Origin of the sequence: Streptomyces sp. NPDC058198 (genome assembly GCF_042882605.1) — a bacterium.
Taxonomy (GTDB): domain Bacteria; phylum Actinomycetota; class Actinomycetes; order Streptomycetales; family Streptomycetaceae; genus Streptomyces.
Genome location: NZ_JBHVVP010000004.1, coordinates 183,718 through 205,614 on the forward strand (window position 1 = coordinate 183,718; position 21,897 = coordinate 205,614).

General features: G+C 70.6%; 22 protein-coding genes. 6 read left to right on the forward strand and 16 right to left on the reverse strand.

Annotated elements, in window-relative coordinates:
• Window positions 1-14 precede the first annotated feature (14 nt).
• The gene (locus tag ACFVWW_RS16930; protein ID WP_386879193.1) at window positions 15-428 is read left to right on the forward strand and encodes an SsgA family sporulation/cell division regulator; all 414 of its coding nucleotides are present in this window, start codon (window positions 15-17) and stop codon (window positions 426-428) included.
• A gap of 64 nt (window positions 429-492) precedes the next feature.
• On the opposite strand, the gene ACFVWW_RS16935 is transcribed toward ACFVWW_RS16930, so the two are convergent.
• Window positions 493-2,718 (reverse strand): MMPL family transporter, encoded by a 2,226-nt coding sequence (locus ACFVWW_RS16935; RefSeq protein ID WP_386879194.1) that lies wholly within the window; start codon window positions 2,716-2,718, stop codon window positions 493-495.
• 97 nt (window positions 2,719-2,815) lie between these two features.
• On the reverse strand, window positions 2,816-3,388 hold the full coding sequence (locus tag ACFVWW_RS16940; protein WP_384187802.1) for a TetR/AcrR family transcriptional regulator: 573 nt from the start codon (window positions 3,386-3,388) through the stop codon (window positions 2,816-2,818).
• Between the two features lie 579 nt (window positions 3,389-3,967).
• On the opposite strand from ACFVWW_RS16940, the gene ACFVWW_RS16945 reads away from it, so the two are divergent.
• The gene (locus ACFVWW_RS16945; RefSeq protein WP_386879195.1) at window positions 3,968-7,354 is read left to right on the forward strand and encodes a S41 family peptidase; all 3,387 of its coding nucleotides are present in this window, start codon (window positions 3,968-3,970) and stop codon (window positions 7,352-7,354) included.
• 102 nt (window positions 7,355-7,456) lie between these two features.
• Here ACFVWW_RS16945 and ACFVWW_RS16950 read toward each other — a convergent pair whose 3' ends face one another.
• The 4 genes from ACFVWW_RS16950 to ACFVWW_RS16965 form a co-directional block, all read right to left on the reverse strand.
• Window positions 7,457-7,780, reverse strand: a complete 324-nt coding sequence (locus ACFVWW_RS16950; protein WP_384187807.1) for a hypothetical protein — start codon at window positions 7,778-7,780, stop codon at window positions 7,457-7,459.
• A gap of 96 nt (window positions 7,781-7,876) precedes the next feature.
• Entirely contained in the window at window positions 7,877-8,767 is an 891-nt protein-coding gene (locus ACFVWW_RS16955) for an SDR family oxidoreductase (protein ID WP_386879196.1), read from the reverse strand.
• A complete protein-coding gene (locus ACFVWW_RS16960; RefSeq protein WP_386879197.1) occupies window positions 8,764-9,657 on the reverse strand; it encodes an alpha/beta fold hydrolase in 894 nt (297 codons plus the stop codon). The genes ACFVWW_RS16955 and ACFVWW_RS16960 overlap by 4 nt, the downstream gene beginning before the upstream one ends.
• Window positions 9,654-11,228 carry a flavin-containing monooxygenase gene (locus ACFVWW_RS16965; RefSeq protein WP_386879198.1) on the reverse strand — a complete coding sequence of 525 codons (1,575 nt, stop codon included), beginning with the start codon at window positions 11,226-11,228 and terminating at the stop codon, window positions 9,654-9,656. Before ACFVWW_RS16965 ends, ACFVWW_RS16960 begins: the two co-directional genes overlap by 4 nt.
• A gap of 137 nt (window positions 11,229-11,365) precedes the next feature.
• Here ACFVWW_RS16965 and ACFVWW_RS16970 point away from each other — a divergent pair, with 137 nt between their 5' ends.
• Window positions 11,366-12,031 carry a MerR family transcriptional regulator gene (locus tag ACFVWW_RS16970; protein WP_386879199.1) on the forward strand — a complete coding sequence of 222 codons (666 nt, stop codon included), beginning with the start codon at window positions 11,366-11,368 and terminating at the stop codon, window positions 12,029-12,031.
• A gap of 8 nt (window positions 12,032-12,039) precedes the next feature.
• On the opposite strand, the gene ACFVWW_RS16975 is transcribed toward ACFVWW_RS16970, so the two are convergent.
• A complete protein-coding gene (locus ACFVWW_RS16975; protein ID WP_386879200.1) occupies window positions 12,040-12,879 on the reverse strand; it encodes a class I SAM-dependent methyltransferase in 840 nt (279 codons plus the stop codon).
• A 76-nt stretch (window positions 12,880-12,955) separates the two neighbouring features.
• Here ACFVWW_RS16975 and ACFVWW_RS16980 point away from each other — a divergent pair, with 76 nt between their 5' ends.
• Window positions 12,956-13,591: a TetR/AcrR family transcriptional regulator gene (locus tag ACFVWW_RS16980; RefSeq protein ID WP_386879201.1), complete on the forward strand. Its 636-nt coding sequence runs from the start codon at window positions 12,956-12,958 to the stop codon at window positions 13,589-13,591.
• A 94-nt stretch (window positions 13,592-13,685) separates the two neighbouring features.
• Here the strand turns inward: ACFVWW_RS16980 and ACFVWW_RS16985 are convergent, their stop codons facing one another.
• From ACFVWW_RS16985 to ACFVWW_RS17005, 5 genes are all read right to left on the reverse strand, one after another.
• Entirely contained in the window at window positions 13,686-14,477 is a 792-nt protein-coding gene (locus ACFVWW_RS16985; RefSeq protein ID WP_386879202.1) for an ABC transporter permease, read from the reverse strand.
• The gene (locus ACFVWW_RS16990; protein WP_386879203.1) at window positions 14,474-15,481 is read right to left on the reverse strand and encodes an ATP-binding cassette domain-containing protein; all 1,008 of its coding nucleotides are present in this window, start codon (window positions 15,479-15,481) and stop codon (window positions 14,474-14,476) included. Before ACFVWW_RS16990 ends, ACFVWW_RS16985 begins: the two co-directional genes overlap by 4 nt.
• A gap of 79 nt (window positions 15,482-15,560) precedes the next feature.
• Entirely contained in the window at window positions 15,561-16,406 is an 846-nt protein-coding gene (locus ACFVWW_RS16995; protein ID WP_384187828.1) for a DUF4097 domain-containing protein, read from the reverse strand.
• 79 nt (window positions 16,407-16,485) lie between these two features.
• Entirely contained in the window at window positions 16,486-17,004 is a 519-nt protein-coding gene (locus tag ACFVWW_RS17000; RefSeq protein WP_386879204.1) for a hypothetical protein, read from the reverse strand.
• Between the two features lie 218 nt (window positions 17,005-17,222).
• Entirely contained in the window at window positions 17,223-17,564 is a 342-nt protein-coding gene (locus ACFVWW_RS17005; protein ID WP_386879205.1) for an iron chaperone, read from the reverse strand.
• Window positions 17,565-17,635: 71 nt separating this feature from the next.
• Here ACFVWW_RS17005 and ACFVWW_RS17010 point away from each other — a divergent pair, with 71 nt between their 5' ends.
• Together ACFVWW_RS17010 and ACFVWW_RS17015 are read left to right on the forward strand one after the other, a co-directional pair.
• Window positions 17,636-18,406 carry a hypothetical protein gene (locus ACFVWW_RS17010; protein ID WP_386879206.1) on the forward strand — a complete coding sequence of 257 codons (771 nt, stop codon included), beginning with the start codon at window positions 17,636-17,638 and terminating at the stop codon, window positions 18,404-18,406.
• Between the two features lie 62 nt (window positions 18,407-18,468).
• Window positions 18,469-19,017, forward strand: coding sequence for a dihydrofolate reductase family protein (locus ACFVWW_RS17015; protein WP_384333802.1), 549 nt, complete (start codon window positions 18,469-18,471; stop codon window positions 19,015-19,017).
• A gap of 30 nt (window positions 19,018-19,047) precedes the next feature.
• Here ACFVWW_RS17015 and ACFVWW_RS17020 read toward each other — a convergent pair whose 3' ends face one another.
• The 4 genes from ACFVWW_RS17020 to ACFVWW_RS17035 form a co-directional block, all read right to left on the reverse strand.
• Complete coding sequence (locus ACFVWW_RS17020; RefSeq protein ID WP_386879217.1) at window positions 19,048-19,368, reverse strand: hypothetical protein; 321 nt, start codon at window positions 19,366-19,368, stop codon at window positions 19,048-19,050.
• Between the two features lie 52 nt (window positions 19,369-19,420).
• Window positions 19,421-19,813 carry a VOC family protein gene (locus ACFVWW_RS17025; RefSeq protein ID WP_386879207.1) on the reverse strand — a complete coding sequence of 131 codons (393 nt, stop codon included), beginning with the start codon at window positions 19,811-19,813 and terminating at the stop codon, window positions 19,421-19,423.
• Between the two features lie 46 nt (window positions 19,814-19,859).
• Entirely contained in the window at window positions 19,860-20,504 is a 645-nt protein-coding gene (locus ACFVWW_RS17030; RefSeq protein WP_384333805.1) for an HAD family hydrolase, read from the reverse strand.
• A gap of 122 nt (window positions 20,505-20,626) precedes the next feature.
• Window positions 20,627-21,853, reverse strand: a complete 1,227-nt coding sequence (locus ACFVWW_RS17035) for an MFS transporter (RefSeq protein ID WP_384333808.1) — start codon at window positions 21,851-21,853, stop codon at window positions 20,627-20,629.
• Between the last annotated feature and the right edge of the window lie 44 nt (window positions 21,854-21,897).

The window sequence follows — 21,897 nt, forward strand, 5'->3', positions numbered from 1 at the left end:
AGAGGAGCCAGCCGATGTCACCCCTCGTCGAGCAGCCCGCCAAGGCCCGTCTCATCACGGACGCACCCCACCCCAAGGCCGTCACCGTCACCCTCCGCTACGACGGCGCCGATCCGCTCGCCCTGCGCATCGTGTTCCCGCCCGAGGTATCCCTCGACCAGGGTGAGGTGGTCTGGGCGTTCGCCCGCGACCTCCTCGAATCGGGCCTGCGGCTGCCGTCTGGCTACGGCGACGTCCAGGTCTGGCCCTGCGGCCGCGCCCAGACCGTGCTGGAGTTCCACTCGCGTGAAGGAGTGGCGATGGTGCAGTTCGACACCGCGCCGCTGCGCCGGTTCCTGAAGAGCACGTACGCGATGGTGCCGATCGGCGAGGAGCGGCACGACATAGAGGTCGAGACCGAGCTGAGCAAGCTGCTCCACAAGACCTGAACACGCACAACGGCCCGGCCCCACACCCCCTTCGGGGCGCAGGACCGGGCGCGAAGCAGAGGCGTCAGACGCGTACGAGCTCACGCTCCGCGCCGGGACCGCCGTCCGGACCCCCGGCGCTGTCCGCGAGCCGCTTGCGCAGCGCCTCGCCCTCCACATCCACGTTGGGCAGCGCCCGGTCCAGCCAGCGCGGCAGCCACCAGGCCCGGTTGCCCATCAGGGCGAGCACCGCGGGCACAATCGCCATCCGGACCACGAACGCGTCGAAGAACACCGCGATGGCGAGCCCGAAGCCGATCATCTTGATCATCGACTCGCCGGAGCCGATGAAGCCCGCGAACACGGCGATCATGATCACCGCCGCGGCCGAGACCACCCGCGCGCCGTGCCGGAAGCCGGTGACGATCGCCTCGCCGGGCCGCTCCCCGTGGACGTACGCCTCCCTCATCCGGGTGACCAGGAAGACCTCGTAGTCCATGGCGAGACCGAAGACCACACCCACCATGAAGATCGGCATCATCGACATCACAGGACCGGTCTGCTCGACGCCGAGCAGGCCCCCGAGCCAGCCCCACTGGAAGACCGCGACGACCGCGCCCAGGGCCGCGACCACCGAGAGCAGGAAGCCGAGGGCCGCCTTGAGCGGCACCAGCACGGACCGGAAGACCACCATCAGCAGGAGAAAGGCCAGGCCGACGACGAGCGCGAGATACGGCAGCAGCGCGTCGTTCATCTTCTGCGAGAAGTCGATGTTCATCGCCGTGGCACCGGTGACCAGCACCTCGGCCCCGCTGTCCGCCGTGATCTCCCCGCCCGTGTCCCGGATGGAGTGGACCAGTTCCTCGGTCTTGACCGACGAGGGGCGGTCCTTGGGGATCACCGTGATCGTCGCGGTGTCGCCCGCCTTGTTGAGGGTGGACGGAGTCACGACCGCGACGCCGTCCATCTTCCGTACGGTGTCGGAGACCCGGGTGGCCGCCGCCTTGGCGTTGTCGTTGGCCTTGCCGTCGACCACCACCACCAGCGGCCCGTTGAAGCCGGGCCCGAAACCGTCGGAGAGCAGGTCGTACGCCTTGCGCTGGCTGGTGCTGGTCGGCTGCGAGCCGTCGTCGGGCAGGCCCAGCTCCAGCGAGGCGGCCGGGATCGCTATGGCCCCGAGGCCGACGACACCCGCGATCAGCACGGCGACCGGGCGGCGCAGCACGAAGCGCGCCCAGCGGGTGCCCATGTTGGGCTTCTCCGCCGCCTCCGCGCCGGACTCCATCGCCTTACGGGCCTTGCGGCCGTGCACCCGCTTGCCCGCGAAGCCCAGCATCGCCGGGATGAGGGTGAGCGCGATGAGGACGGCGATCACGACCGTACCGGCGGCGGCGAAGCCCATCTTGCTGAGCATCGGGATATTGACGACCGCCAGGCCGACCAGCGCGATCACGACGGTCAGACCGGCGAAGACCACCGCGGACCCGGCCGTTCCGACGGCCCGTCCCGCCGCCTCCTCGCGCTCCCGTCCCTCGGCCAGCTCGGCCCGGTAGCGGGAGACGATGAACAGCGCGTAGTCGATCCCGACCGCGAGGCCGATCATCATCGCCAGGATGGAGGTGGTGGACCCCAGGTCCAGGACGCTGGCGAGCGCGGTGATCGTGGAGACACCGACGCCGACCCCGATGAGCGCGGTCAGCAGGGGCAGCCCCGCCGCGATCAGCGACCCGAAGGTGATGACGAGCACGACCGCCGCGACGGCCACCCCGATGATCTCGGTGGATCCCGTCTCCGGGGCGGCCTGGAGCGCGTCTCCGCCGATCTCCACCGCCAGCCCCTGGCCCCGCGCGTCGGCGCCGGTCTCCAGGAGCACCTCACGGGTCGCCTCGGTCAGCTCCATCGAGCTGACCTTGTACGAGACCTGGATGTACGCCGTCGAGCCGTTCTTCGAGACCGCCTTCGCGGTGTACGGATCGGTCACCGAGGCGACCTGGTCCGACCCGGCCGACAGCTCGTCCACGATCCCGCGGACCTCGGCCTTGTGGCCGGCGTCGGTCATCTTCTCGCCCGCGGGCGCCTTGAAGACGACCCGGGCGGTCGCTCCGTCGGCACGCGCCCCGGGGAAGCGCTGTTCAAGCAGGTCGAAGGCCTTCTGGGCCTCCGTCCCCGGAATGGAGAAGGAGCTTGAGGTGGCAGTGGACGCGGAGGCCGCTCCCACCCCGGCGAGCGCCAGCAGCGCCACCCACACCAGGGCGACATAGCGGCGGCGCCGGAAGGCGAACCGTCCGAGCTTGTAGAGAAACGTGGCCACGAGGGCGTACTCCCGGTCTATGGAGGAACAGGGCATGGGGAGCCGGCCCGACGGCGAGAGCGGACGCGTCAGGTAGTGCGAGTACTGCTGGGGACGGTCAGACGCCGAGGGCGGGGAGCACCACGGCGTCGAGGTACGAAACGAGGAAGCTCCGGTCGACCGGCCGGTCCTCGATCAGCTGGCGGGCGATGAACGCGCCGATCAGCATGTGCGGGACATAGCCCAGGGCGGGGTTGTCCGCTGGGATCTCGCCCCGGTCCACGGCACGCCGCAGCAGTTGTCCGAGTCCGGTGAGCTCCGGCTCGATGAGCAGCTCGCGCAACGCCTGGTGGAGATCGGGGTTGTCGTGAACGGCATGGAACAGACCCCGCATCAGCGCGGAGTCCTTCTCCATCTGACAGTCGTCGCTGCGCGCCACCATCTCGTGGAAATCGCCACGCAGCGAACCGGTGTCGATCTGCTCGAGGGCGACCGGCTTGTTGTTACGCAGCGCACGAGCGACGAGCTCCGGCTTGCTCCCCCACTGGCGGTAGAGGGTGGCCTTGCTGGAGTGGGTACGGGCGGCGATGGCATCCATGGTCAGGGCGTCGTAACCGACCTCGCGCAGCAGATCGAGCACGGCGGCGTACAGCTCGGCTTCGCGCTCCGGCGTAAGCCTGCTGCGTGCCATGCCCAACCTCCCGAACGAAACGGTTTCGTACAGTACGAAGATAACCCGGCCCCCACCGAAACGAACCCGTTTCGCTTGTGTCCTGCGCCACTTCCGCGCGGGCCCGGTCCGCGCCGGGTGCGGGTGGGTGTGTCCGGCGCGGGTTGTCGCCGGTGGTCGTGCAGGGGGTGTGTCCTGGACTGCATGATTTACGGCGCGTGCGGACCGGATCTCGGGTGACCGGTTGTCGAGCGCCACAAATCACGCTCTACGTCCTGGACACACCCCCTGCACGCCCCCCTTCACCGCCCGCCACAGACCCCCCGGCCCCAGGCCCCAGATCGTCGGGTCGGGGCCACCGGCGGGAGGGGGGTGGGGGCGCAGGATGTGGGTGTCCGGACGTAGAGCGTGATTTGTGGCGCACACCGAGCCGCACCGTTCATCCGGCCCGCACGCGCCGTAAATCATGCAGTCCGGACACGCACCTCCGGAGCCCGCGACCCCCGCACCACGACGAACGCCCCCGCGCCCCGCGCCCCGCACCACAACCGACCCGCTCCCCCAGAGGCGCTGCCCGTTCAAAACGGGCAGCATTGTGGGGTGAGTGACGACGTTGCGTATCTCCGCTTCCCGCACCTTCACGACGACTTGCTGTGCTTCGCCGCCGAGGACGACCTCTGGGTCGCCCCCCTCGTGCCGGCCGGGCACCGGCCCGGACGAGCCTGGCGGGTGACCGTCGACCGCACCCGCGTCGGCCACCCCCGCTTCTCGCCCGACGGCCGTCACATCGCCTATACGACCTGGCGCAGCCTCGACCCCGAGATCCACCTCGCCCCGGTGGACGGCGGCCCCGCCCGCCGGCTCAGCTACTGGGGCTCCACCGACACCCGCGTCTGCGGCTGGACACCCCCCGACCCCGACGGCACCGCGCAGATCCTCGCCGTCTCCTCGCACAGCCAGCCCTTCTCCTACTTCTCCTGGGCCTACACCGTCCCCACCGACGGCTCCCCCGGCGCCAAGCTGCCCTGGGGCCCGGTCACCGACCTCGCCGTCGCGGACATCGACGGCGAGCACCGTACGCTCCTGCTCACCGGCAAGCCGCCGCACGAGCCCGCCGCCTGGAAGCGGTACCGGGGCGGGGCGATGGGCCGGCTGTGGCTGCACGGCGAGCGGCTGCTCGCCGACCTCGGCGGCCATCTGGACTGCCCGATGTTCGTCGACGGACGCATCGCGTTCCTCTCCGACCACGAGGGCGTCGGCAATCTCTACTCCTGCCTGCCCGACGGCACCGATCTGCGCCGCCACACCGACCACGACGCCTTCTACGCCCGCCACGCCTCCTCCGACGGGCGCCGGGTCGTCTACCAGTGCGCGGGCGATCTCTGGCTGGTCGACGCGCTGACCCCCGACTCGGTGCCGCGCAAGCTGGACGTACGGCTCGGCGGACCCCGCACCGGACGGCGCGGCTACCAGGTCCCGGCCGCCGGCCACCTCGCCGGGATCTCGGTGGACACGACGGGCCGGGCGAGCGCCGTCTCCGTACGCGGCAGCCTGTACTGGCTCACCCACCGCGACGGCCCGGCCCGCACGATCGCGGACACCCCGGGCGTCCGGGTCCGGTCCCCCGAGATGCTCGGCAGCGGCGGCCAGGTCGCGTACGTCACCGACGCGGACGGCGAGGACGCGATCGAGATCGCGTATCTGCCCCGGGCGAGCGGCGACCGCGCGCCACGGCGGCTGGCCTCCGGACAGCTGGGCCGGGTACTGGAAATGGTCGCGGACCCGGACGGGGAGCGAATAGCCATCGCCTCGCACGACGGCAGGCTGCTGCTCATAGACGTCCCGGAGGAACCCACGGAAGAGCCCGCGGACGAGACCGCGGACGAAACCGCAAGCGAGACCACGGAGGACGCCAAGAGCGCCGCCGCCGAACCACCCTCCGAACCCGACCAGCCCCCCGCACCCCCCGAACCCACCGAACTCATCCGGTCCATCAACGGCCCCGTGACCGACCTCGCCTTCTCCCCCGACGGCGACTGGCTCACCTGGTCCCACCCCGGCATCGGCCGCTCGCTCCGCCAGATCAAGCTGGCCAAGATCGCCGGAAGTTTCGCCCGTACGATCGTCGACGTCACCAACGGCCGCTTCGAGGACGAGAATCCGGTCTTCACCAGCGACGGCCGCTATCTCGCGTTCCTGTCCTGGCGCGGCTTCGACCCCGTGTACGACGTGCACACCGGCGACCTCTCCTTCCCCCTGGGCTGTCGCCCCTATCTCGTACCGCTGTCCTCCGCGACCCCGTCCCCCTTCGCGCTCTCCCCGGACGGCAGGCCCGCCGCCGGCGGACTCGACCCGGCCGTCAGCGACTCGGGCGACGGGACGGTCATGGTCGAGGTCGAGGGCCTGGCGGACCGGGTCACCCCGTTCCCCGTCACCGCGTCCAAGTACTCGGCGCTGTACCCGGTCAGCGGCGGCGGTCTGGTCTGGCTGCGCTGGCCGATCTCGGGCGCGCTCGGCGAGACCTTCGCCAACCCCGCGGACATGTCGGGACGGCCGACCCTCGAACACTTCGACATCACGAAGGCCCGCAAGAGTGAACTGGTCGGCCATCTGGACTGGTTCGCGCCGAGCGGCGACGGCACCAGGCTCGTGGTCGTGGACGACGGCGAGCTGCGCGCGGTGCCCGCCACCGAGCCCGGGGACAGCGACTCGACCGTCTATCTGGATCTGCGCCGGATCCTGCACGACGTCGACCCCGAGGCCGAGTGGCGTCAGGCGTACGAGGAGGCGGGCCGCATCATCCGTTCCTTCTTCTGGGAGCCGGACCTGTGCGGCATCGACTGGGACGGCGTCCTCGACCAGTACCGTCCGCTGGTCGAACGCGTCGCCTCCCCCGACGAGTTCGCGGATCTGCTGCGCGAGGTCCTCGGCGAGCTGGGCACCTCCCACGCGTATGTCACCCCGGCCCGCCGCAACGAGGGCCCGCCGCACTACCAGCGCGCGATGGGCCTGCTCGGCGCCAATCTGGTCTGCCGGGACGGCGAGTGGATGATCAAGCGGATCCTGCCCGGCGACTCCTCCGACTCCAAGGCCCGTTCCCCGCTGGCCGGTACGGGGATCCGCCCGGGCGCGGTCCTCACCCATGTCGACGGGCGGCCGGTCGATCCGGTGGCCGGCCCCTATCCGCTGCTGGCCGCCGCCGGCGGCACCACGGTCGAGCTGACCTTCCGGCCCGCCGGCCGCGAGGGCCCCTTCCGCCGCGTCGCGATCGTCCCGCTCATCGACGAACGGCCGCTGCGCTACCAGGACTGGGTGGCCAAACGCCGTGAGGTCGTACGGAAGATCAGCGGCGGCAGGTGCGGCTATCTGCACATCCCCGACCTGGGCGGCTCCGGCTGGGCCCAGTTCAACCGGGATGTGCGCCTGGAGGTCTCCCGCCCGGCGCTGATCGTGGATGTACGGGGCAACGCGGGCGGTCATATCAGCGAGCTGGTCGTGGAGAAGCTCAGCCGCCGGATCATCGGCTGGGACCTCACGCGCAACGCCCAGCCCGTCTCGTACGCCTCCAACGCGCCGCGCGGCCCGGTGGTCGCGCTCGCCGACGAGGCCACCTCCTCGGACGGCGACATGATCACCGCCGCCTTCCGGCTGCTCAAGCTGGGGCCGGTGGTCGGCCAGCGCACCTGGGGCGGCGTGGTCGGCATCACCGGACGGCACCGGCTCGGCGACGGGACGGTGATCACGGTGCCGATGAACGCGGCCTGGTTCGACGCGTACGGCTGGTCCGTCGAGAACCACGGCGTGGCACCGGACATCGAGGCCCTGCGCACTCCGCTCGACTGGGCGGAGGGCCGGCACGCGCAGCTCGACGACGCGGTGTGGGTGGCGCTGGATCTGCTGGCCGCGCACGCGGCTTCGACCCCGCCCGGGTACGGAGCGGTCCCCGATCTGCGCCGCCCCGCTCTGCCGCCCCGCACGACCGACTGAGCCCATGCGGACCGACTGAGCGCATACGGGAGGCGCACCCGGCGGACCGGGTGCGCCTCTCGCACGCGTCAGAAGCTCAGAACGCCGGGATCAGATCCCGACTCAAACGTCGAAGTGGTCGTCCATCTCGTCGTGGGCGTTCTGCGTCTTCCGCTGCGCCTGGTCGCGGCCGTCCTGCGCGCGGTCCTTGGACTGCGAGCCCGACTGTGAGCCGCGGCCGGACTGGCCGGACTGGCCCTGCCCGTGCTGTCCGGGCTGCTGGGTCCGGTCCGACTGCGGCGACTGCCCCGACTGGGGGCGCTGCGACTGACCGGAACGCTGGGCCTGCTTGGCCTGCTCGTCCTGCCTGTCCTTGTCGCTCACCTGCGACTTCGCCCGGTCTCCGAGCTGCTGTGCCTTGTCCTTGAACTGGTCGGAAATTCCCATGGAAACTCGCTCCTGAAAGGAAGGGGGTGTGGGGATGGGCCCCAATGGGTGGGGCCTCGACCAGACTTACACGCCCCGACATTCCGCGCATTTCGATCAGTTACGCTGCGTGCGCTCCTGCTCGTCAGCGGCCCCGCCCGCGCCCACGAGCCCCTTCCGCACCCCCGCCAGACGGGGTTCGAAGCGCCGCATCTCGCGCTGCCCGACGGCGGCGATGATCCCCGGCAGATATCCCCGTACGGGCTGCATCCCGCGCAGCCACCACTGGGCGTAGACGTGCGCGGAGCGCCGCTCGATCCCGGCGACGATGCGGTCCACGGCGGGGCCGAGCGGATACGTACGGTTCGACGGCCACGGCAGCCGCTGCCGCAGTTCCCGCATCACCTCGTCCTGGTCGGCGCCGCGCACCATGTCGGTGTCCGTCCAGGACAGATAGCCGACGCCCACCCGCACGCCTTTGTGGCCGACCTCGGAGCGCAGGCTGTGCGCGAAGGCCTCGACGCCGGACTTGGACGCGCAGTACGCGGTCATCATCGGCGCCGGGGTGATCGCGGCCAGCGACGCGATCTGTAGGAAGTAGCCGCGGCTCGCCGTCAGGGCGGGCAGGAACGCCCGCGCCGTCACCGCGCCGCCGATCAGATTGACCTCGATGACCCGCCGCCACGCGTCGGGGTCGGAGTCCGCGAACGGCCCGCCGGACGCCACACCCGCGTTGGCGACCACGATGTCCACCCGGCCGAAGCGCTCCTTGACCTCCGCCGCCACCCGCGCCATCGCCTCGTGGTCGGTGACATCCGCGTACCAGTGGTCGCACTCGGAGTGCAGCCGGGCCGCGACCCGCTTCAGCTCGTCCGCCTCCAGGCCGACGAGCGCCACCTTGGCGCCGCGCGCGGAGAGCTTGCGGGCCAGCAGTTCGCCGACGCCGCGCGCCGCGCCCGTGACGACCGCTACCTGTCCGTCCAGGCCGCGCGTTCCCTTCCCGCTCATGCCGCGTCCTCCGTCGTGCTCACGTACGTGGCGACCAGCCCGCGGATCGTGGCGGTGACGGTCTCCGGAGCCTCCACCGGTGTCATGTGCCCGATCCCGGGGAGTTCGGTGAGCCCGGCGCAGTCGGGCAGCGCGGCGGCCAGCGCCGCCGCCTGGACCGGCGGCGTCAGCCGGTCGGCTGTCCCCACGACCACGGCGGTGGGCACCCTCAACTCCCTTACGCCCGGGTCGAGATCGAGCTCGCCGAGGACATGCGACCAGGCCACCCGGGAGACCCGGGGACACGCGTGCACGATCCGGGCGCACTCCGCGACCCGCTCGGGCGCGGAGCCGGGGCCCATCGTCCCGTAGCGCAGGATCCGCTTCGACAGCCCGGTGACCGGCCCCAGCGGGGCGCGCGACCCGAGCACCAGCCTGGTCAGCCAGGTCCGTACGCGCCCGGCCCGCATCGGCAGCACCAGCGACTCGGCGACCAGCCGCGAACTGCCCGTGCTGCACAGCAGCGCGGCGGCCGTGTGCTCCCGGAAGGCGGGCCGCCGCGCGGCGGCCATGATCGTCATGCCGCCCATGGAGTGCCCGGCGAGTACGGCCCGCTCCCCCGGCTCCAGCGTCGCGGTGAGCACCGCCTCAAGGTCGTCGGCGAGGGCGTCGGTGGTGTAGCCGTCGCGTGTCGGCAACGGCGAACGGCCGTGCCCGCGCTGGTCGTAGACGATCACGCGGTGGTCTGCCGCCAGGTCCTCGATCTGGGCCGCCCAGAAGCGGATCGAGCAGGTCCAGCCGTGCGCGAGGACGACTGCGGGCCGACCCTCGGAGCCGTACACCTCGATATGGATACGCGAACCGTCGGCGGAGACGGCGGTCAGCTCACGGCCCTGGGGCGCCCGGTTCATCGGACGGCCTCCTTCTCAGTGGTCTGCTCGGGCTCTGTGGTCTGCTCGGGCCCGGCGGCCGCTGTCGTCCGCTCGGGCCCCGCGGTCTCGGTCGTCCGCTCGGGCCCCGCGGCGCGGATCACCTCGTACTCCGAGAGGTCCACCTCCCGCGTGGCCCGCCGGAACTCGGTCGTCGTCCCCGGCCAGATGGTGGTGTTGCGACCGTTGTCGTCCAGATACCAGCTGGTGCAGCCGCCGGTGTTCCACACGGTCCGCTTCATGCGCTCCTGCACCCGGTGGTTCCAGGCGCGCACGGCCGACGGGCGGGCGCCCAGCGCCGCGCGGCCCTCCAGGGCGTCCAACTGCCGCAGATAGCCGGCCATGTAGTTCAGCTGGGACTCGATCATCAGGATCATCGAGGAGTTCCCGAGACCGGTGTTGGGACCGATGATCGTCATCCAGTTGGGAAAGCCGGCCGCGGTCGCGCCGCGCAGCGACTCCATCCCGTCCTTCCACGCCTCGGCGAGCGTGATCCCGCCGGCGCCCACCACCCGCTCGGCGATCGGCATGTCCGTCACATGGAAGCCCGTCCCGAAGACGACCGCGTCGGCCTCGGTCTCCGTACCGTCCGCCGCGACCAGCGTCGAGCCGCGCACCTCCGCCAGACCCGAGGCGACCAGGTCCACATTGGGCCGCGCGAGCGCCGGGTAGTACGCGCTGGAGAGCAGGATCCGCTTGCAGCCGATGCGGTACGACGGCGTCAGCTTGGCCCGCAGCGCCGGGTCCTTGATCGCCTTCTTCATATTGGCCTTGGCGAGCGACTCCACCAGCCCGAGCTGGTTCGGCCGCTTGGTGAACGCCTGGACCTGCAACTCCCTGACGCCCCAGAGCAGTCTGCGCCGCGCGGCCCCGGTGAACGGCAGCGTCCTGTGCAGCCGCCGCTCGGCCCCCGAGATCGCCCGGTCCGCGCGCGGCATCACCCACGGCGGCGTCCGCTGGAAGAGCGTCAGCCGCGCCACCTCCGGCTGGATCGCCGGCACGATCTGGATCGCGGACGCGCCCGTGCCGATCACGGCGACGCGCTTGCCGCGCAGGTCGTAGCCGTGGTCCCAGCGCGCCGAGTGGAACACCTTCCCGGGGAACTCCGCGAGGCCGGGGATCTCCGGGATCCTGGGGTCCGACAGCGCCCCGGTCGCGGAGACCACCACATCGGCGCTCAGCGTGCCCTGCGAGGTCTCGATCTCCCAGCGCAGCGCGTCGTTGTTCCAGCGCATCAGCCGCACCTCGTGGTTGAGCCGCACATGCGGCCGCAGCCCGAAGGTGTCCGCGACGTGCTCCAGATACGCCCTGATGTGCGGCTGCCCGGAAAAGGTGCGCGGCCAGTCGGGGTTGGGCGCGAAGGAGAACGAGTAGAGATGCGAGGGCACATCGCACGCGCACCCCGGATAGCTGTTGTCCCGCCAGGTCCCGCCGACCGAGTCCGCCCGCTCCAGGACGACGAAGTCGGTGATCCCCTCACGGCGCAGCCGGACCGCCGCCCCGAGGCCACCGAACCCGGATCCGATCACCGCCACACGCACGTGCTGGCCCATACCGCCTCCTGCCACCGGACATCCATGAACCGCGCCAGCGTTCACTGGCACAGTGGGGAGCGTAGGGCAGCGCCGTACTCATGGGTAGGGGTCCGACGCATCAAGTTACCGCCGGTACACGACATAGGCTGGCCGATATGGCAGAAGGTCGCGAACACCGCGAGAACCGCGAGTACCGCATGGAGGAGCTGGCCCGGGAGGCAGGAATCACCGTGCGCACCGTGCGCTTCTACCGCGAGCGCGGCCTGATCCCGCCACCGCGCCGCGAGGGCCGGATCGCCTGGTACGGCGACCATCACCTGGCCAGGCTCCGTACGATCGCCGCCCTGCTGGAGCGTGGCCACACGCTCAACGGCATCGCCGACCTCGCCACCGCCTTCGAGAGCGGGCGGGACGTCGGCGAGGTCCTCGGCCTCGGCGAGCCGACCGAGGAGACCCCGGTCCGGCTCTCCCCCGAGGAACTGGCCGACTACTTCGAGGGCGAGGTCACCCCGGAGAACCTCGCGGCCGCCCTCGACCTCGGCTATCTCGCGGTCGACGGCGAAGAACTCGTCCACATCAGCCGCCGCCTGCTGGACGTGTCGGCGGCCCTGGTCCGCGAGGGCGTCCCCCTCGCCGCGGTCCTCGAAACCGGCCGCCGGGTCCGCGCCCACGCGGACGCCCTGGCCGAACTCTTCGCCACGGTCCTGCACACCCACGCCGACCCGCTGGTCGAGGCGAAACTCCGCCCGCTGGCGAAGAGCGTGGTCGAAGCGGAACTCTCCATGGCCCTGGACCGCCACCTCCGCCCCGACCAGGACTGATCAGCTGGTCAGCGCCCGCTCCTCGCGGTGACGATCCAGACGGACCCGGGAATGCGGACACCGTCCGCGGTCTCGAACTCCACGAGTGCGTCCTGCACTTCGGCACGGATACGGGCGACGGTCGCCGGCTCGACCTCGCGCAGGTTGTGGCGCGTCGGGCCCATGGAGAAGAGGAAGCCGGCGGCGTCTCCCGCGTCGGCGCCCAACGCCATGGGCGCCTCCACCGGGGCTACGTCGATGTCGGCGAACCCGGCGGCGGCGAGCACCTGGCGGATGCGCGCGGGTTCCATGAGCGACCCCATACCCCTGGCGGCGGGGGACGCCTCGCGCAGGAACGGCGAGAGTGCGGCGGTCGCCCGGGCGAAGGCGCTGTCCGGACCCGCGGGCTGCGGGCCGAGGAACGCGAGCCGGCCGCCCGGCACGAGCGCGCGCCCGAGATGGGTGAAAGCCGCGATGTGGTCGGCGAAGAACATGACACCGCCGCGGCTGAGGACGACGTCGAACCCGCGGTCGGGGAACGGATGCACCTGTGCGTCGCCCTGTTCAAAGGTGACGTTGCCGAGACCTTCCGTGGCGGCGTCACGGCGGGCGCGTTCCAGCATCGGCGCGGACAGGTCGATTCCGACGACGTTTCCGTCGTACGCCCGCTGTGCGGCGAGGCGCGTCGTCCGGCCGGTGCCGCAGCCGACGTCGAGGACCCAGTCGTGGGCGGCGATGCCCGCGGCGGCGAACAGGGGCGCGTTGAACGCGCCCATCATCGCGTTGTAACGCTCGGGGTGTTCGGCCCAGTGGACGCCCTCCCAGTCGTTCCATGCCTCTGCCTGCTGACGGTTGGCGATGTCGTGCATGGCTCACCCTTCCATCGACTGGATCCCATTTCTAGAGTCGGCCTCTAGAGTTCGACTCTAGATATAGGCTCCAGTCATGCGTGAGGTCAAGGGGAACCGGGGCGACAAGGCCCGGGAGACACGGCGGCGGATCATCGACGCGGCCGGTGTGCTCTTCGTCGAGCAGGGCTACGGGGCGACCAAGCTGCAGGAGATCGCCGACCGGGCGGGCGTGGCGGTGCAGACGATCTACTTCGTCTTCCGGAACAAGCCCTCGCTGCTCAAGGAACTGGTCGATGTCGCCATCGCGGGCGACGACGAACCCGTGCCGACGATGGACCGGCCGTGGTTCGCGGAGGCCATGGCAGCGCCCACCGCCGAGTCCGCACTGGCCGCACTGGTCGCCGGCACCCGCAGGACACTCGAACGTGTCGCGGCCATCAACGAGATGGTCCGCGCCGCGACAGCGACCAACCCGGAGATCCGGGAGTTGTGGCCGGACCGGACCGACCCGCGATACACGGTGTTCTCGACAGCGGCGAAGTCTCTGACAAAGATGCCCGGCGCCCGCGACGCCCTCTCCGCCGAAGAGACTGCGGACATCATGTACGCCCTGCTCAGTCCGGAACTCTTCCTGGTCCTGACCCGCGACCGCGCGTGGTCGCCGGACCGATGGGAGCGATGGGCGTACGACACCCTCTGCTCTCAGCTGTTGGCGGCGAACAGGCCCTGACACGCCGGCGGGGCGGCGTATGCCGACGCGGTGTCGGCGTACGCCGCCCTGGGGCGGGACGCGCTGCGGGAGGTGGCCCGCGCGGTCATGGCGGTTACTTCGGGTCGCGGTTGAACTTCGAGGTAGACCAGAAGTATCCGAGCACCGCGAGGCCCAGGCACCAGACGACCGCGAGCCACCCGTTGTGGCCGATCTCGCTGCCGAGCAGCAGCCCGCGCAGGGTCTCGATGGCGGGCGTGAACGGCTGGTACTCGGCGATCGGCTGGAACCAGCCCGGCATCGTCTCGACCGGGATGAAGGCGCTGGAGAGGAGCGGCAGCAGGATCATCGGCGTCGCGTTGTTGCTGGCGGCCTCGGCGTTCGGGCTGATCAGGCCCATGCCGACCGCGATCCAGGTGAGCGCCATGGCGAAGAGCACGAGCAGCCCGAACGCCGCCAGCCACTCCAGGGCGGTTGCGTCCGTGGATCTGAAGCCGATGGCCACGCCGACGGCCCCGACAAGGACTACGCTCATCACGCACTGCAACACGCTGCCGACGACGTGCCCGACGAGCACCGAGCCGCGGTGGATCGCCAGCGTACGGAAGCGGGCGATGATGCCCTCGGTCATGTCCATGGAGACGGACACCGCCGTCCCGACGACGGTGCCGCCGATGGTCATCAGCAGGATGCCCGGGACGATATAGGCGATGTACGCGGAGCGGTCCGCGCCGCCGCCACCGATGCCCGCACTCATCACATCGCCGAAGATGTAGACGAAGAGCAACAGCAGCATGATCGGCGTGAGCAGCAGGTTCAGGGTGAGGGACGGGTAGCGCCGGGCGTGCAGCAGGTTGCGGCGCAGCATCGTGTTCGAGTCGCGGACGGCGAGGGAGAGAGCGCTCATCGGACAGTCTCCTTGGGCTGGTTGGGGATGTTGGTGCCGCTGGTCAGGGCGAAGAACACGTCGTCGAGGTCGGGGGTGTGTACGGTCAGCTCGTCCGCCTCGATGTCGGCGGCGTCGAGCCAGTCGAGGATCGAGCGCAGCTCACGCTGGCTGCCGTCGCTGGGAATCTGCAACGACAACGCCTCGTCGTCCCGGGTGACCTCACGCAGGGCGTCCGCAGCGGACCGGTACGCGGCCGGGTCGGCGAACCGCAGCCGCACATGCCCGCCCGGGATGAGCCGCTTGAGTTCCTCGGCAGTGCCTTCGGCGGCGATCTTGCCGTCGTTGAGGACCGCGATACGGTCGGCGAGCTCGTCGGCCTCCTCCAAGTACTGAGTGGTGAGGAAGACGGTCACGCCGTCGGAGACCAGCTCGCGGATGATCCCCCACATGTTGTGGCGAGAGCGCGGGTCGAGGCCGGTGGTCGGCTCATCGAGGAAGATGATCCGCGGGTTGCCGACCAGCGTCATGGCGAGGTCGAGCCGACGCCTCATACCGCCCGAGTACGTGGAGGCGGGCTTCTTCGCGGCCCCCGTCAGGTCGAACCGCTCCAGCAGCTCGGCGGCGGTACGGCGGCCCTCGCTCTTGGAGAGATGGTGCAGGTCCGCCATGAGAAGCATGTTCTCCTCGCCGGTGATCAGACCGTCGACGGCGGAGAACTGCCCGGTGACACCGATCGCGGCGCGTACCGCCTGCGGGTCGACGGCCAGGTCGTGGCCACCCACGCGGATGTCGCCGGAGCCGGGATCCGCGGTGACGAGGGTGGAGAGGATCTTGACGGCGGTGGTCTTGCCGGCGCCGTTCGGGCCGAGCAGGGCGAAGACGGTGCCTGTCGGGATGCGCAGGTCGATCCCGTCGAGGACCAGCTTGTCCCCGTAGGACTTGCGCAGGCCGACGGTGGAGACGGCGGCGGGCGGCTCCTGGCCGTCGCCGCGCTTGGGCATGGTCATGACAGATGAAGCCATGGGGCTCTCCCGATCGAAGGCCGGAATGAAGTGAAAGCCGGAATGGACTGAAGGCCGGAATGGAGTGAAAGGCGGACTCTCAGGCGCGGGCGCGGCGGACGTCGATGTTGCCCCAGCGGGTCCGGGCGCGGACCTCGACGGTGTCCTCGGTCTTCTCCGGGGGCTCGGAGGCGTCGAGCGCGTTGCGCACCTGCCCGCGGCCGGAGCTGACGTCGAGCCAGGCGGCGGTTCCCTCGCGGATGCCGATGTCGATGGCGCCGTAGGAGGTCTCCAACTGGACGGTGCCACGGGCGACTTCGGCGACACGCAGGGTGCCGTGGGCGGTGGTGGCGACGACCGAGCTCTCGGCGCGCTCGATGTCGATGTCGCCGTTGGCGCCGCTCACCCGCAGGTCGCCGGTCGCGGCACCGACGGTCGTGGTGCCGTGCGAGTTCTTCAGGACGGCGGGACCGTCGACGGTGCCGACGCGCAGGCTGCCGGAGCTGGTGGTGATCTCGGCCATGCCCTCGACCCGGTCGACGGTGATCGAGCCGTGGGAGGCGGTCAGCTGGAGCGGCCCGGTCGTGTCGAGGCGGACGTCGCCGGACGAGGTCTTCACGCGGACCTCGCCGAGCCGGCCCTCACCGAGCACCTGGGCCCAGGCGCCGGTCATGTCGACGCGCGAGCCCGTGGGCAGTTCGACCGTCACATCGACGGTGCCGGTGCGCCCGAGGGGATTGCGCTGCTTGGGCGTCCTGACATTCAGGACGCCGCTCGCGTAGGTGACCTCGGTCTGGTCGGCCGACCGTACGTCCTGGTCCCGCTTCGGGTCGCGGGGCCGCACCTCGACGACCGTGTCGAGGCGGTCGCCCGCGGTGAACTGGATGGAACCGGCGTGCACGTGGGCGTTGACCGAGATCGGCTGGGGAGTGTCGAAAGAAGGCATGGCTGTCCCGTCCTCTTGGGTGTTGGTGGCGTCTCCGCTGGTGGGACGTGGTGTGGGTGAAGTCGTTCCGAGGGGCTGGTCAGTGCACCCAGCCCGTGAAGCTCTGGCCGATGGACTTGGTCTTCTCTGGGGTACGGGGGGTGGCGGCGCCGCCCGCGTCGACCGCGGCCGACACGACGCGCACGAGCCATGCGTTGACCGACAGGCCCTCGCGGCTCGCGGCCTCCTCGGCGCGGGTCTTGAGGTGGGCGGGCAGACGCAGATTGACGCGGGCGGTGCCGCCCTCGTCCGTGTCGGCGGGGACCGGGGCCGGTGCGGGCGCCGGTGCGTCGAACGGTTCGGTCCGGTCCTCGTACTGCGGCAGCACCACCACGAAGTCGGGGTCGAGGCCACGCAGTCGTACGTCGACCGAGCCGGGGGCGAGTTCACGGGTGATCTCGTCCATGGCGGCGGACAGCACATTGAGCAGGGTCAGGCGGGCGGCCGACTCCAGCGGCGCGGTCAGCCGCTCGGCGAGCGCGCGGGCTTCGTCACCCCCGGCTTCGGCGGCCACCGCCAGTTCCCTGCGGAGTGTTTCGACATACGGCGTGAGGTCCATGACGCAATAATGGCACCACTATGGCGCCATTGGCAAGCCCGAAGGCGCGATGCGTGGCGCGGGATGAGAGTTAGGGATGGCAGATCTATCCGTTATCGCAGGTCAGGGCGCGATCGAAGGGTGGGCGGACGTACGGTGCCAAGGTGTCGCAGGATGGCGTCACAATGGGGCCGGCCGGGCGCCATCTCACCCGATCGAAGGTCACCCGCGACAAGCTCTCAGGCTGCCAGCGCGGCGCGGATGAAATCGCGCAGTTCATCGTCGGCGATGTCCGCCGCGTCCTGGGGGCGCAGCCGGATGGTTGCCTTCCCGCTGAGGAGCTCCGGGTGGCGGGAGGAAAAACCGGCGTCCCGGTCCGTGCCCCACCCGTAGATCGAGACCCCGTGCTGCCAGACCCCGACATGCAGCTTGCGCCCGCCGACCCGGTAGGTCGGCATCCCGTACGACAGCACCGGGCCCGCCTCGGGATAAGCCTCCAGAATCAGCCGCTCCACCCGGTCGAACAGCGGCCGGTGCTCGGATCCGATCCCGTCGATGTACTTCCGCACGTCAGCGTTCATACGCCCCATCCTGACCGCGCACCACCCCAAGCGCCCGCGAAGGAACGCCGCGCGGGCCTTACGGTTCCGATATGACGCGCGATCATTCCCCGGCGCCCCGCCCCGGCCGAGAAGGGCTGGGGCGGGCGCTCGTCGAGACGTGTGCGATGTCGTCGGACTGGGCTCCGACCTTCGCGGCCGTGGACCGGGCCGCCTTCCTGCCCGGCCTCGTGTGGCCGTTCGACATGGAACGCGGTACGAGCGTCGCCGTGGACCGGGCCGCCGACCCCGGCGGCTGGTATGCCGCGGCCGACAGCAACATCCCCATCGTCACGCAGTGGGACGACGGCAAGCACAGCGGCACCGAGCCGGGGAGGGTGTCCACCAGCTCCTCGTCCATGCCCTCCGTCGTGTACGCGATGCTGCGGACCTTGGCCCTGGACGACGGAATGCGGGTGCTCGACGTCGGCACCGGCACCGGCGAGACGGCCGGGGCGCTGTTCCACCGGTGCGGACCCGGACGCGTGACCACGATCGAGGTGGACCGCTCGGTGTCGGAGCAGGCCCACGAACGGCTGACCACGGACTGCGTCCAGGCCGTCGCCGACAAGCGCGAGGGGGCGCGGCCCGTGTGGTTCTACGGGCTGAGCGACCGGTCCTGGGCCTGCGTGATGTTCCGCGACGGAGAGACCGAGGCACACGTCTGGCAGTCGGGGCCGCGCCGGCTGTGGGACGAGGTGGAGGAGGCATACCGGTGGTGGGTCGACCGCGGCGAACCGGAGCACACCCGGTTCGGTCTCACGGTCACGCCGGACGGACAGCGGGCCTGGATCGACAGCCCGGCGGAGTCCTGGGCCGTCTAGCGGTGTGTCGCGGATCGAGAACCAGCACTCGACGAGGTTCCCATCGGCGGTACTCTCCCGAAATGCGACCCCTTCGGTACTCCATCAACGTCACATTGGACGGGTGCTGCGATCATCGTGCGATCCCCGCGGACGAAGACTTGCATCGTCACCACGTCGGGAACCTCGACCAGGCCGATGCGCTTCTCTTTGGCCGGACGACCTACGAAATGATGGAGGAAGCGTGGCGGCAGCCGGCGCCGTCGGGAGCGAGACCCGATTGGATGGAACCCTTCGCCCGGACGATCAACGCCGCAAAGAAGTACGTCGTGTCGAGCACCCTGGAGCGGGTCGACTGGAACGCGGAACTCGTGCGCGGGGATCTGGCCAAGGCCGTTCAGCAGCTCAAGCGGGAGCCGGGCAAGGGACTGTTCGTAGGAGGAGTGAAGCTCCCGCTGGCGTTGACGGAACTGGGATTGATCGATGAGTACGAGTTCGTGGTGCAGCCCAGGCTCGCGGGCCACGGGCCGGCGTTGTTCGCGGGGCTGTCGAAGCATGTCGACTTGAAGCTCGTGAGCCGGGTGGAGTTCGGCTCGGGGGCGGTGGCGATGCGGTACGAGCCGAGAAGGTAGCCATCGGGCTTGTCAGCCCGAGCCGACCTCCTATGCGGTGCCGGAAGCGTCGAGGAAGCGGAGCAGCACCGCGGCCTCCGCGCGAAGCCGCGCGGCTCGGTCAGCGTGCGCGGGCGCGGTCAACCGCGCCGCGACCTCCAGTCGCTCGGCGGCCTCGGCGCGCACGACATCCACCACACTGCGCTCGCTCAGCTCACGCCGCGACGCTTCGGTGACGCCGACACCAACCGGCGACTGCTCAAGAGCCACGCCACGGAGCTCAGCTTCGCCCACGGGCACCGCCTCGGCGTTGTCCAGCGCGGCAAGTGTGGTGCGCAGGGCAGTCACCGCGGCCTTGTCACGGGCGCGCATCGCTTCCGGCAGTGCTTGACGCATACGAAGACGCAAAGACATGCCGGTGACCCTATGACGGCGCCCCTGGATCCACAACGCGGTCGGACTCACTGCGCAGAACGCAGAATTCGTTGCCTTCGGGATCCGCAAGGATCGCCCAGCCCGAACCATCGGGATTCCGGTGATCGGCGACAAAGGTCGCACCGAGGCCCAGCAGCCGGTCCACCTCCTGATCGCGCGAGGTCTCAGGGCGCAGACACAGATGGATCCGGTTCTTGATCGTCTTGGCCTCGGGCACCTGGTTGAAGTGCAGCACCGGGCCCTCCGCCAGCAGCACCTGAATCTCCGGGTCACCCGGTCTGTCCTCCGGATGCAGCGGACGGCCGGTCACACCGCTCCAGAACCGAGCCAGCTCATAGGCATCCGCACAGTCAATCGCCACGTTCTGCAATACCGAGACCATGCACGCGAGCCTCCCTGATCTCCACGCCAAACGCCAACCCGCAAGATCACGAAGTACGACTGCCGGCCGGCAGCCAGGTGTCGACGGTTGCCGCCAGCTCGTCGAGTCCGGTGAAGACGTGGCCGTTCATGCCGATGGCTCGCGCCGCGCGTACGTTCTCCTCGCGGTCGTCGACGAAGAGGAAGTCGGCGGGGGCGGCCCGCATGGCGACGACGCAGTGGCAGAACGCCGCCGGGTCCGGCTTCGCCGCGTTGATCTTTCCGGAGAACGCGACGTGGTCCAGGTCGCGCAGCCATGGCTGCGCGGCGCGGAAGGCGTCCGCGTGGTCAGAGGGAATGTTGGACAGCAGGGCGACCTCGGCGATGTCACGCAGGGACCGCACGTAGGCGACCATACGGCCGTCGACGCGTGACCAGCTGTCGATGTCAGCGAGCCGCATCTTCTCGATCGTGTCGGCGTCGGCGGTGCGGGAGAGCCACCGCAGTACGGCCGTCCAGTACTCGGACGCGGACCACTGCCCGGCGTCGTAGGGCCGGCGGCAGGCCCAGTAAGCCTCGGCGAAGGCGTCTGCGGGTGCGTTGCGCCGGGCGGCCATCTCCGCCAGGGCGCCGGGGCGTTGGTGGTGGGCGATGACCCCGTAGAGGTCGAACAGCACGATGCGTCGGTCGGTGGACCGTCGGTCGGTGGACATGGTGGGTCTTCCTCCGGGGCCAAGGGTTTGGGTTCGGTGGCGGGGGGTTCAGGGGCGGGGGTCCAGGGCGCGGGCGAGTCCGGCGTCCGGCCGGGGTGGGCGGGGGCCTGTGCGGCACGGTGTCAGGGGCCGTGCCGCACAGGCGGTCGGTGACTGCTCCGTGCCACCTCGCGCGTGCGGCCGGATCCGGTGCGCAGGACTCCGGCAGCCGCGGCGGTGATCGCGCACAGCAGGGTGAGCAGCAGGAAGGCGTGGTTCAGCGGTACGAGATGGGTCAGCCAGCCGACGACGGCGGGGCCGGCGAGCATGCCGAGGTAGCCGAGCCCGGCGACACGGGAGACGTTGGCCCCGGCGGCGGCGGGGTCGACGCGCCCGCTCGCGCTGTACAGCTGGGGTACGCAGCCGGACAGTCCCAGGCCGAACAGCGCCCAGCCCGCGAACGCGGCCCAGATCCACGGTGTGACGGACACGATCGTGATCCCGGCGGCGGCCGCGACCGCGCCGTACCGCAGGACCGCCATGGGCCCGAACCGGCCGGATACGCGGTCGGCGAGCAGCCGTCCCGTGGTCATCGCCGCCGCGAAGGTGCCGTACGCGAAGGCGGCGGTGCTCGCGGGCGCGCCGAGGACGTCCTTCAGGTGCAGCGCGCTCCAGTCGTTGGCGGCTCCCTCGGCCAGCATGACCATCGCGGCCAGGACGGCGAGGATCCAGATCCGCCCGGGGGGCTTGCGCCGCTTCCCGGCGCGTGCCTGCCCGCCGTCCGCGGCGGTGGTGGCGGCGGGCGGCGGCGGCGCGGTCGGAAGCAGAGCCCGTGCCGACACCAGTGCGGTCACGATGCCGGCGGCTCCCACGGTGGCCATGCCCACGGACGGGCTCATGCCGGCGCTCGCGATGCCCGCTCCGACGAGTGCGGCGATGACACCGCCGACGGAGAACATGGCGTGGAAGGCCGACATGATCGGCCGGTTGTACGCCTTTTCCACGTGCACGGCGTGGGCGTTCATGCTCACGTCGAGGCAGCCGTTGAAGAAGCCGAAGACCAGCAGGGCACCCGCCAGCGTCCAGAGATCCGGGGACAGGCCGGGCAGCACCAGGGTCGCGCTGGACAGAACTCCGCCGATGGGGAGCACCACGCGCGCCCCGAGGCGGTCGGTCAGGCGCCCGGCCACCTGCATGCCGGCGAAGGACCCGAGCCCCAGCAGCACCAACAGGCTCCCCAGTGTGGCGTGGCTGATGCCCACCCGTTCTTCGATGGCGGGGATGTGCACCACCCAGGTGCCGATCAGGCTGCCGCACAGGGCGAAGTAGACGAAGTTCGCCACACGGGCGGATCGAAGCGAGCGTTCCATGCGATCCACCATAACGAACATATTTTGTGTTTGGAAAGCCCCTT

Bases quoted from the DNA above. Each gene is read 5' to 3' on its own strand.
- ACFVWW_RS16985 (WP_386879202.1), bottom strand. From the start codon at position 14,477: ATGAGCGCTCTCTCCCTCGCCGTCCGCGACTCGAACACGATGCTGCGC.
- ACFVWW_RS17000 (WP_386879204.1), bottom strand. From the start codon at position 17,004: ATGGACCTCACGCCGTATGTCGAAACACTCCGCAGGGAACTGGCGGTG.
- ACFVWW_RS17030 (WP_384333805.1), bottom strand. From the start codon at position 20,504: ATGTCCACCGACCGACGGTCCACCGACCGACGCATCGTGCTGTTCGAC.
- ACFVWW_RS17035 (WP_384333808.1), bottom strand. From the start codon at position 21,853: ATGGAACGCTCGCTTCGATCCGCCCGTGTGGCGAACTTCGTCTACTTC.
- ACFVWW_RS16975 (WP_386879200.1), bottom strand. From the start codon at position 12,879: ATGCACGACATCGCCAACCGTCAGCAGGCAGAGGCATGGAACGACTGG.
- ACFVWW_RS17005 (WP_386879205.1), bottom strand. From the start codon at position 17,564: ATGAACGCTGACGTGCGGAAGTACATCGACGGGATCGGATCCGAGCAC.
- ACFVWW_RS16940 (WP_384187802.1), bottom strand. From the start codon at position 3,388: ATGGCACGCAGCAGGCTTACGCCGGAGCGCGAAGCCGAGCTGTACGCC.
- ACFVWW_RS17010 (WP_386879206.1), top strand. From the start codon at position 17,636: ATGACGCGCGATCATTCCCCGGCGCCCCGCCCCGGCCGAGAAGGGCTG.
- ACFVWW_RS16950 (WP_384187807.1), bottom strand. From the start codon at position 7,780: ATGGGAATTTCCGACCAGTTCAAGGACAAGGCACAGCAGCTCGGAGAC.
- ACFVWW_RS16955 (WP_386879196.1), bottom strand. From the start codon at position 8,767: ATGAGCGGGAAGGGAACGCGCGGCCTGGACGGACAGGTAGCGGTCGTC.
- ACFVWW_RS17025 (WP_386879207.1), bottom strand. From the start codon at position 19,813: ATGGTCTCGGTATTGCAGAACGTGGCGATTGACTGTGCGGATGCCTAT.
- ACFVWW_RS16960 (WP_386879197.1), bottom strand. From the start codon at position 9,657: ATGAACCGGGCGCCCCAGGGCCGTGAGCTGACCGCCGTCTCCGCCGAC.
- ACFVWW_RS16965 (WP_386879198.1), bottom strand. From the start codon at position 11,228: ATGGGCCAGCACGTGCGTGTGGCGGTGATCGGATCCGGGTTCGGTGGC.
- ACFVWW_RS16990 (WP_386879203.1), bottom strand. From the start codon at position 15,481: ATGGCTTCATCTGTCATGACCATGCCCAAGCGCGGCGACGGCCAGGAG.
- ACFVWW_RS17020 (WP_386879217.1), bottom strand. From the start codon at position 19,368: ATGCGCGCCCGTGACAAGGCCGCGGTGACTGCCCTGCGCACCACACTT.
- ACFVWW_RS16995 (WP_384187828.1), bottom strand. From the start codon at position 16,406: ATGCCTTCTTTCGACACTCCCCAGCCGATCTCGGTCAACGCCCACGTG.
- ACFVWW_RS16930 (WP_386879193.1), top strand. From the start codon at position 15: ATGTCACCCCTCGTCGAGCAGCCCGCCAAGGCCCGTCTCATCACGGAC.
- ACFVWW_RS16970 (WP_386879199.1), top strand. From the start codon at position 11,366: ATGGCAGAAGGTCGCGAACACCGCGAGAACCGCGAGTACCGCATGGAG.
- ACFVWW_RS17015 (WP_384333802.1), top strand. From the start codon at position 18,469: ATGCGACCCCTTCGGTACTCCATCAACGTCACATTGGACGGGTGCTGC.
- ACFVWW_RS16980 (WP_386879201.1), top strand. From the start codon at position 12,956: ATGCGTGAGGTCAAGGGGAACCGGGGCGACAAGGCCCGGGAGACACGG.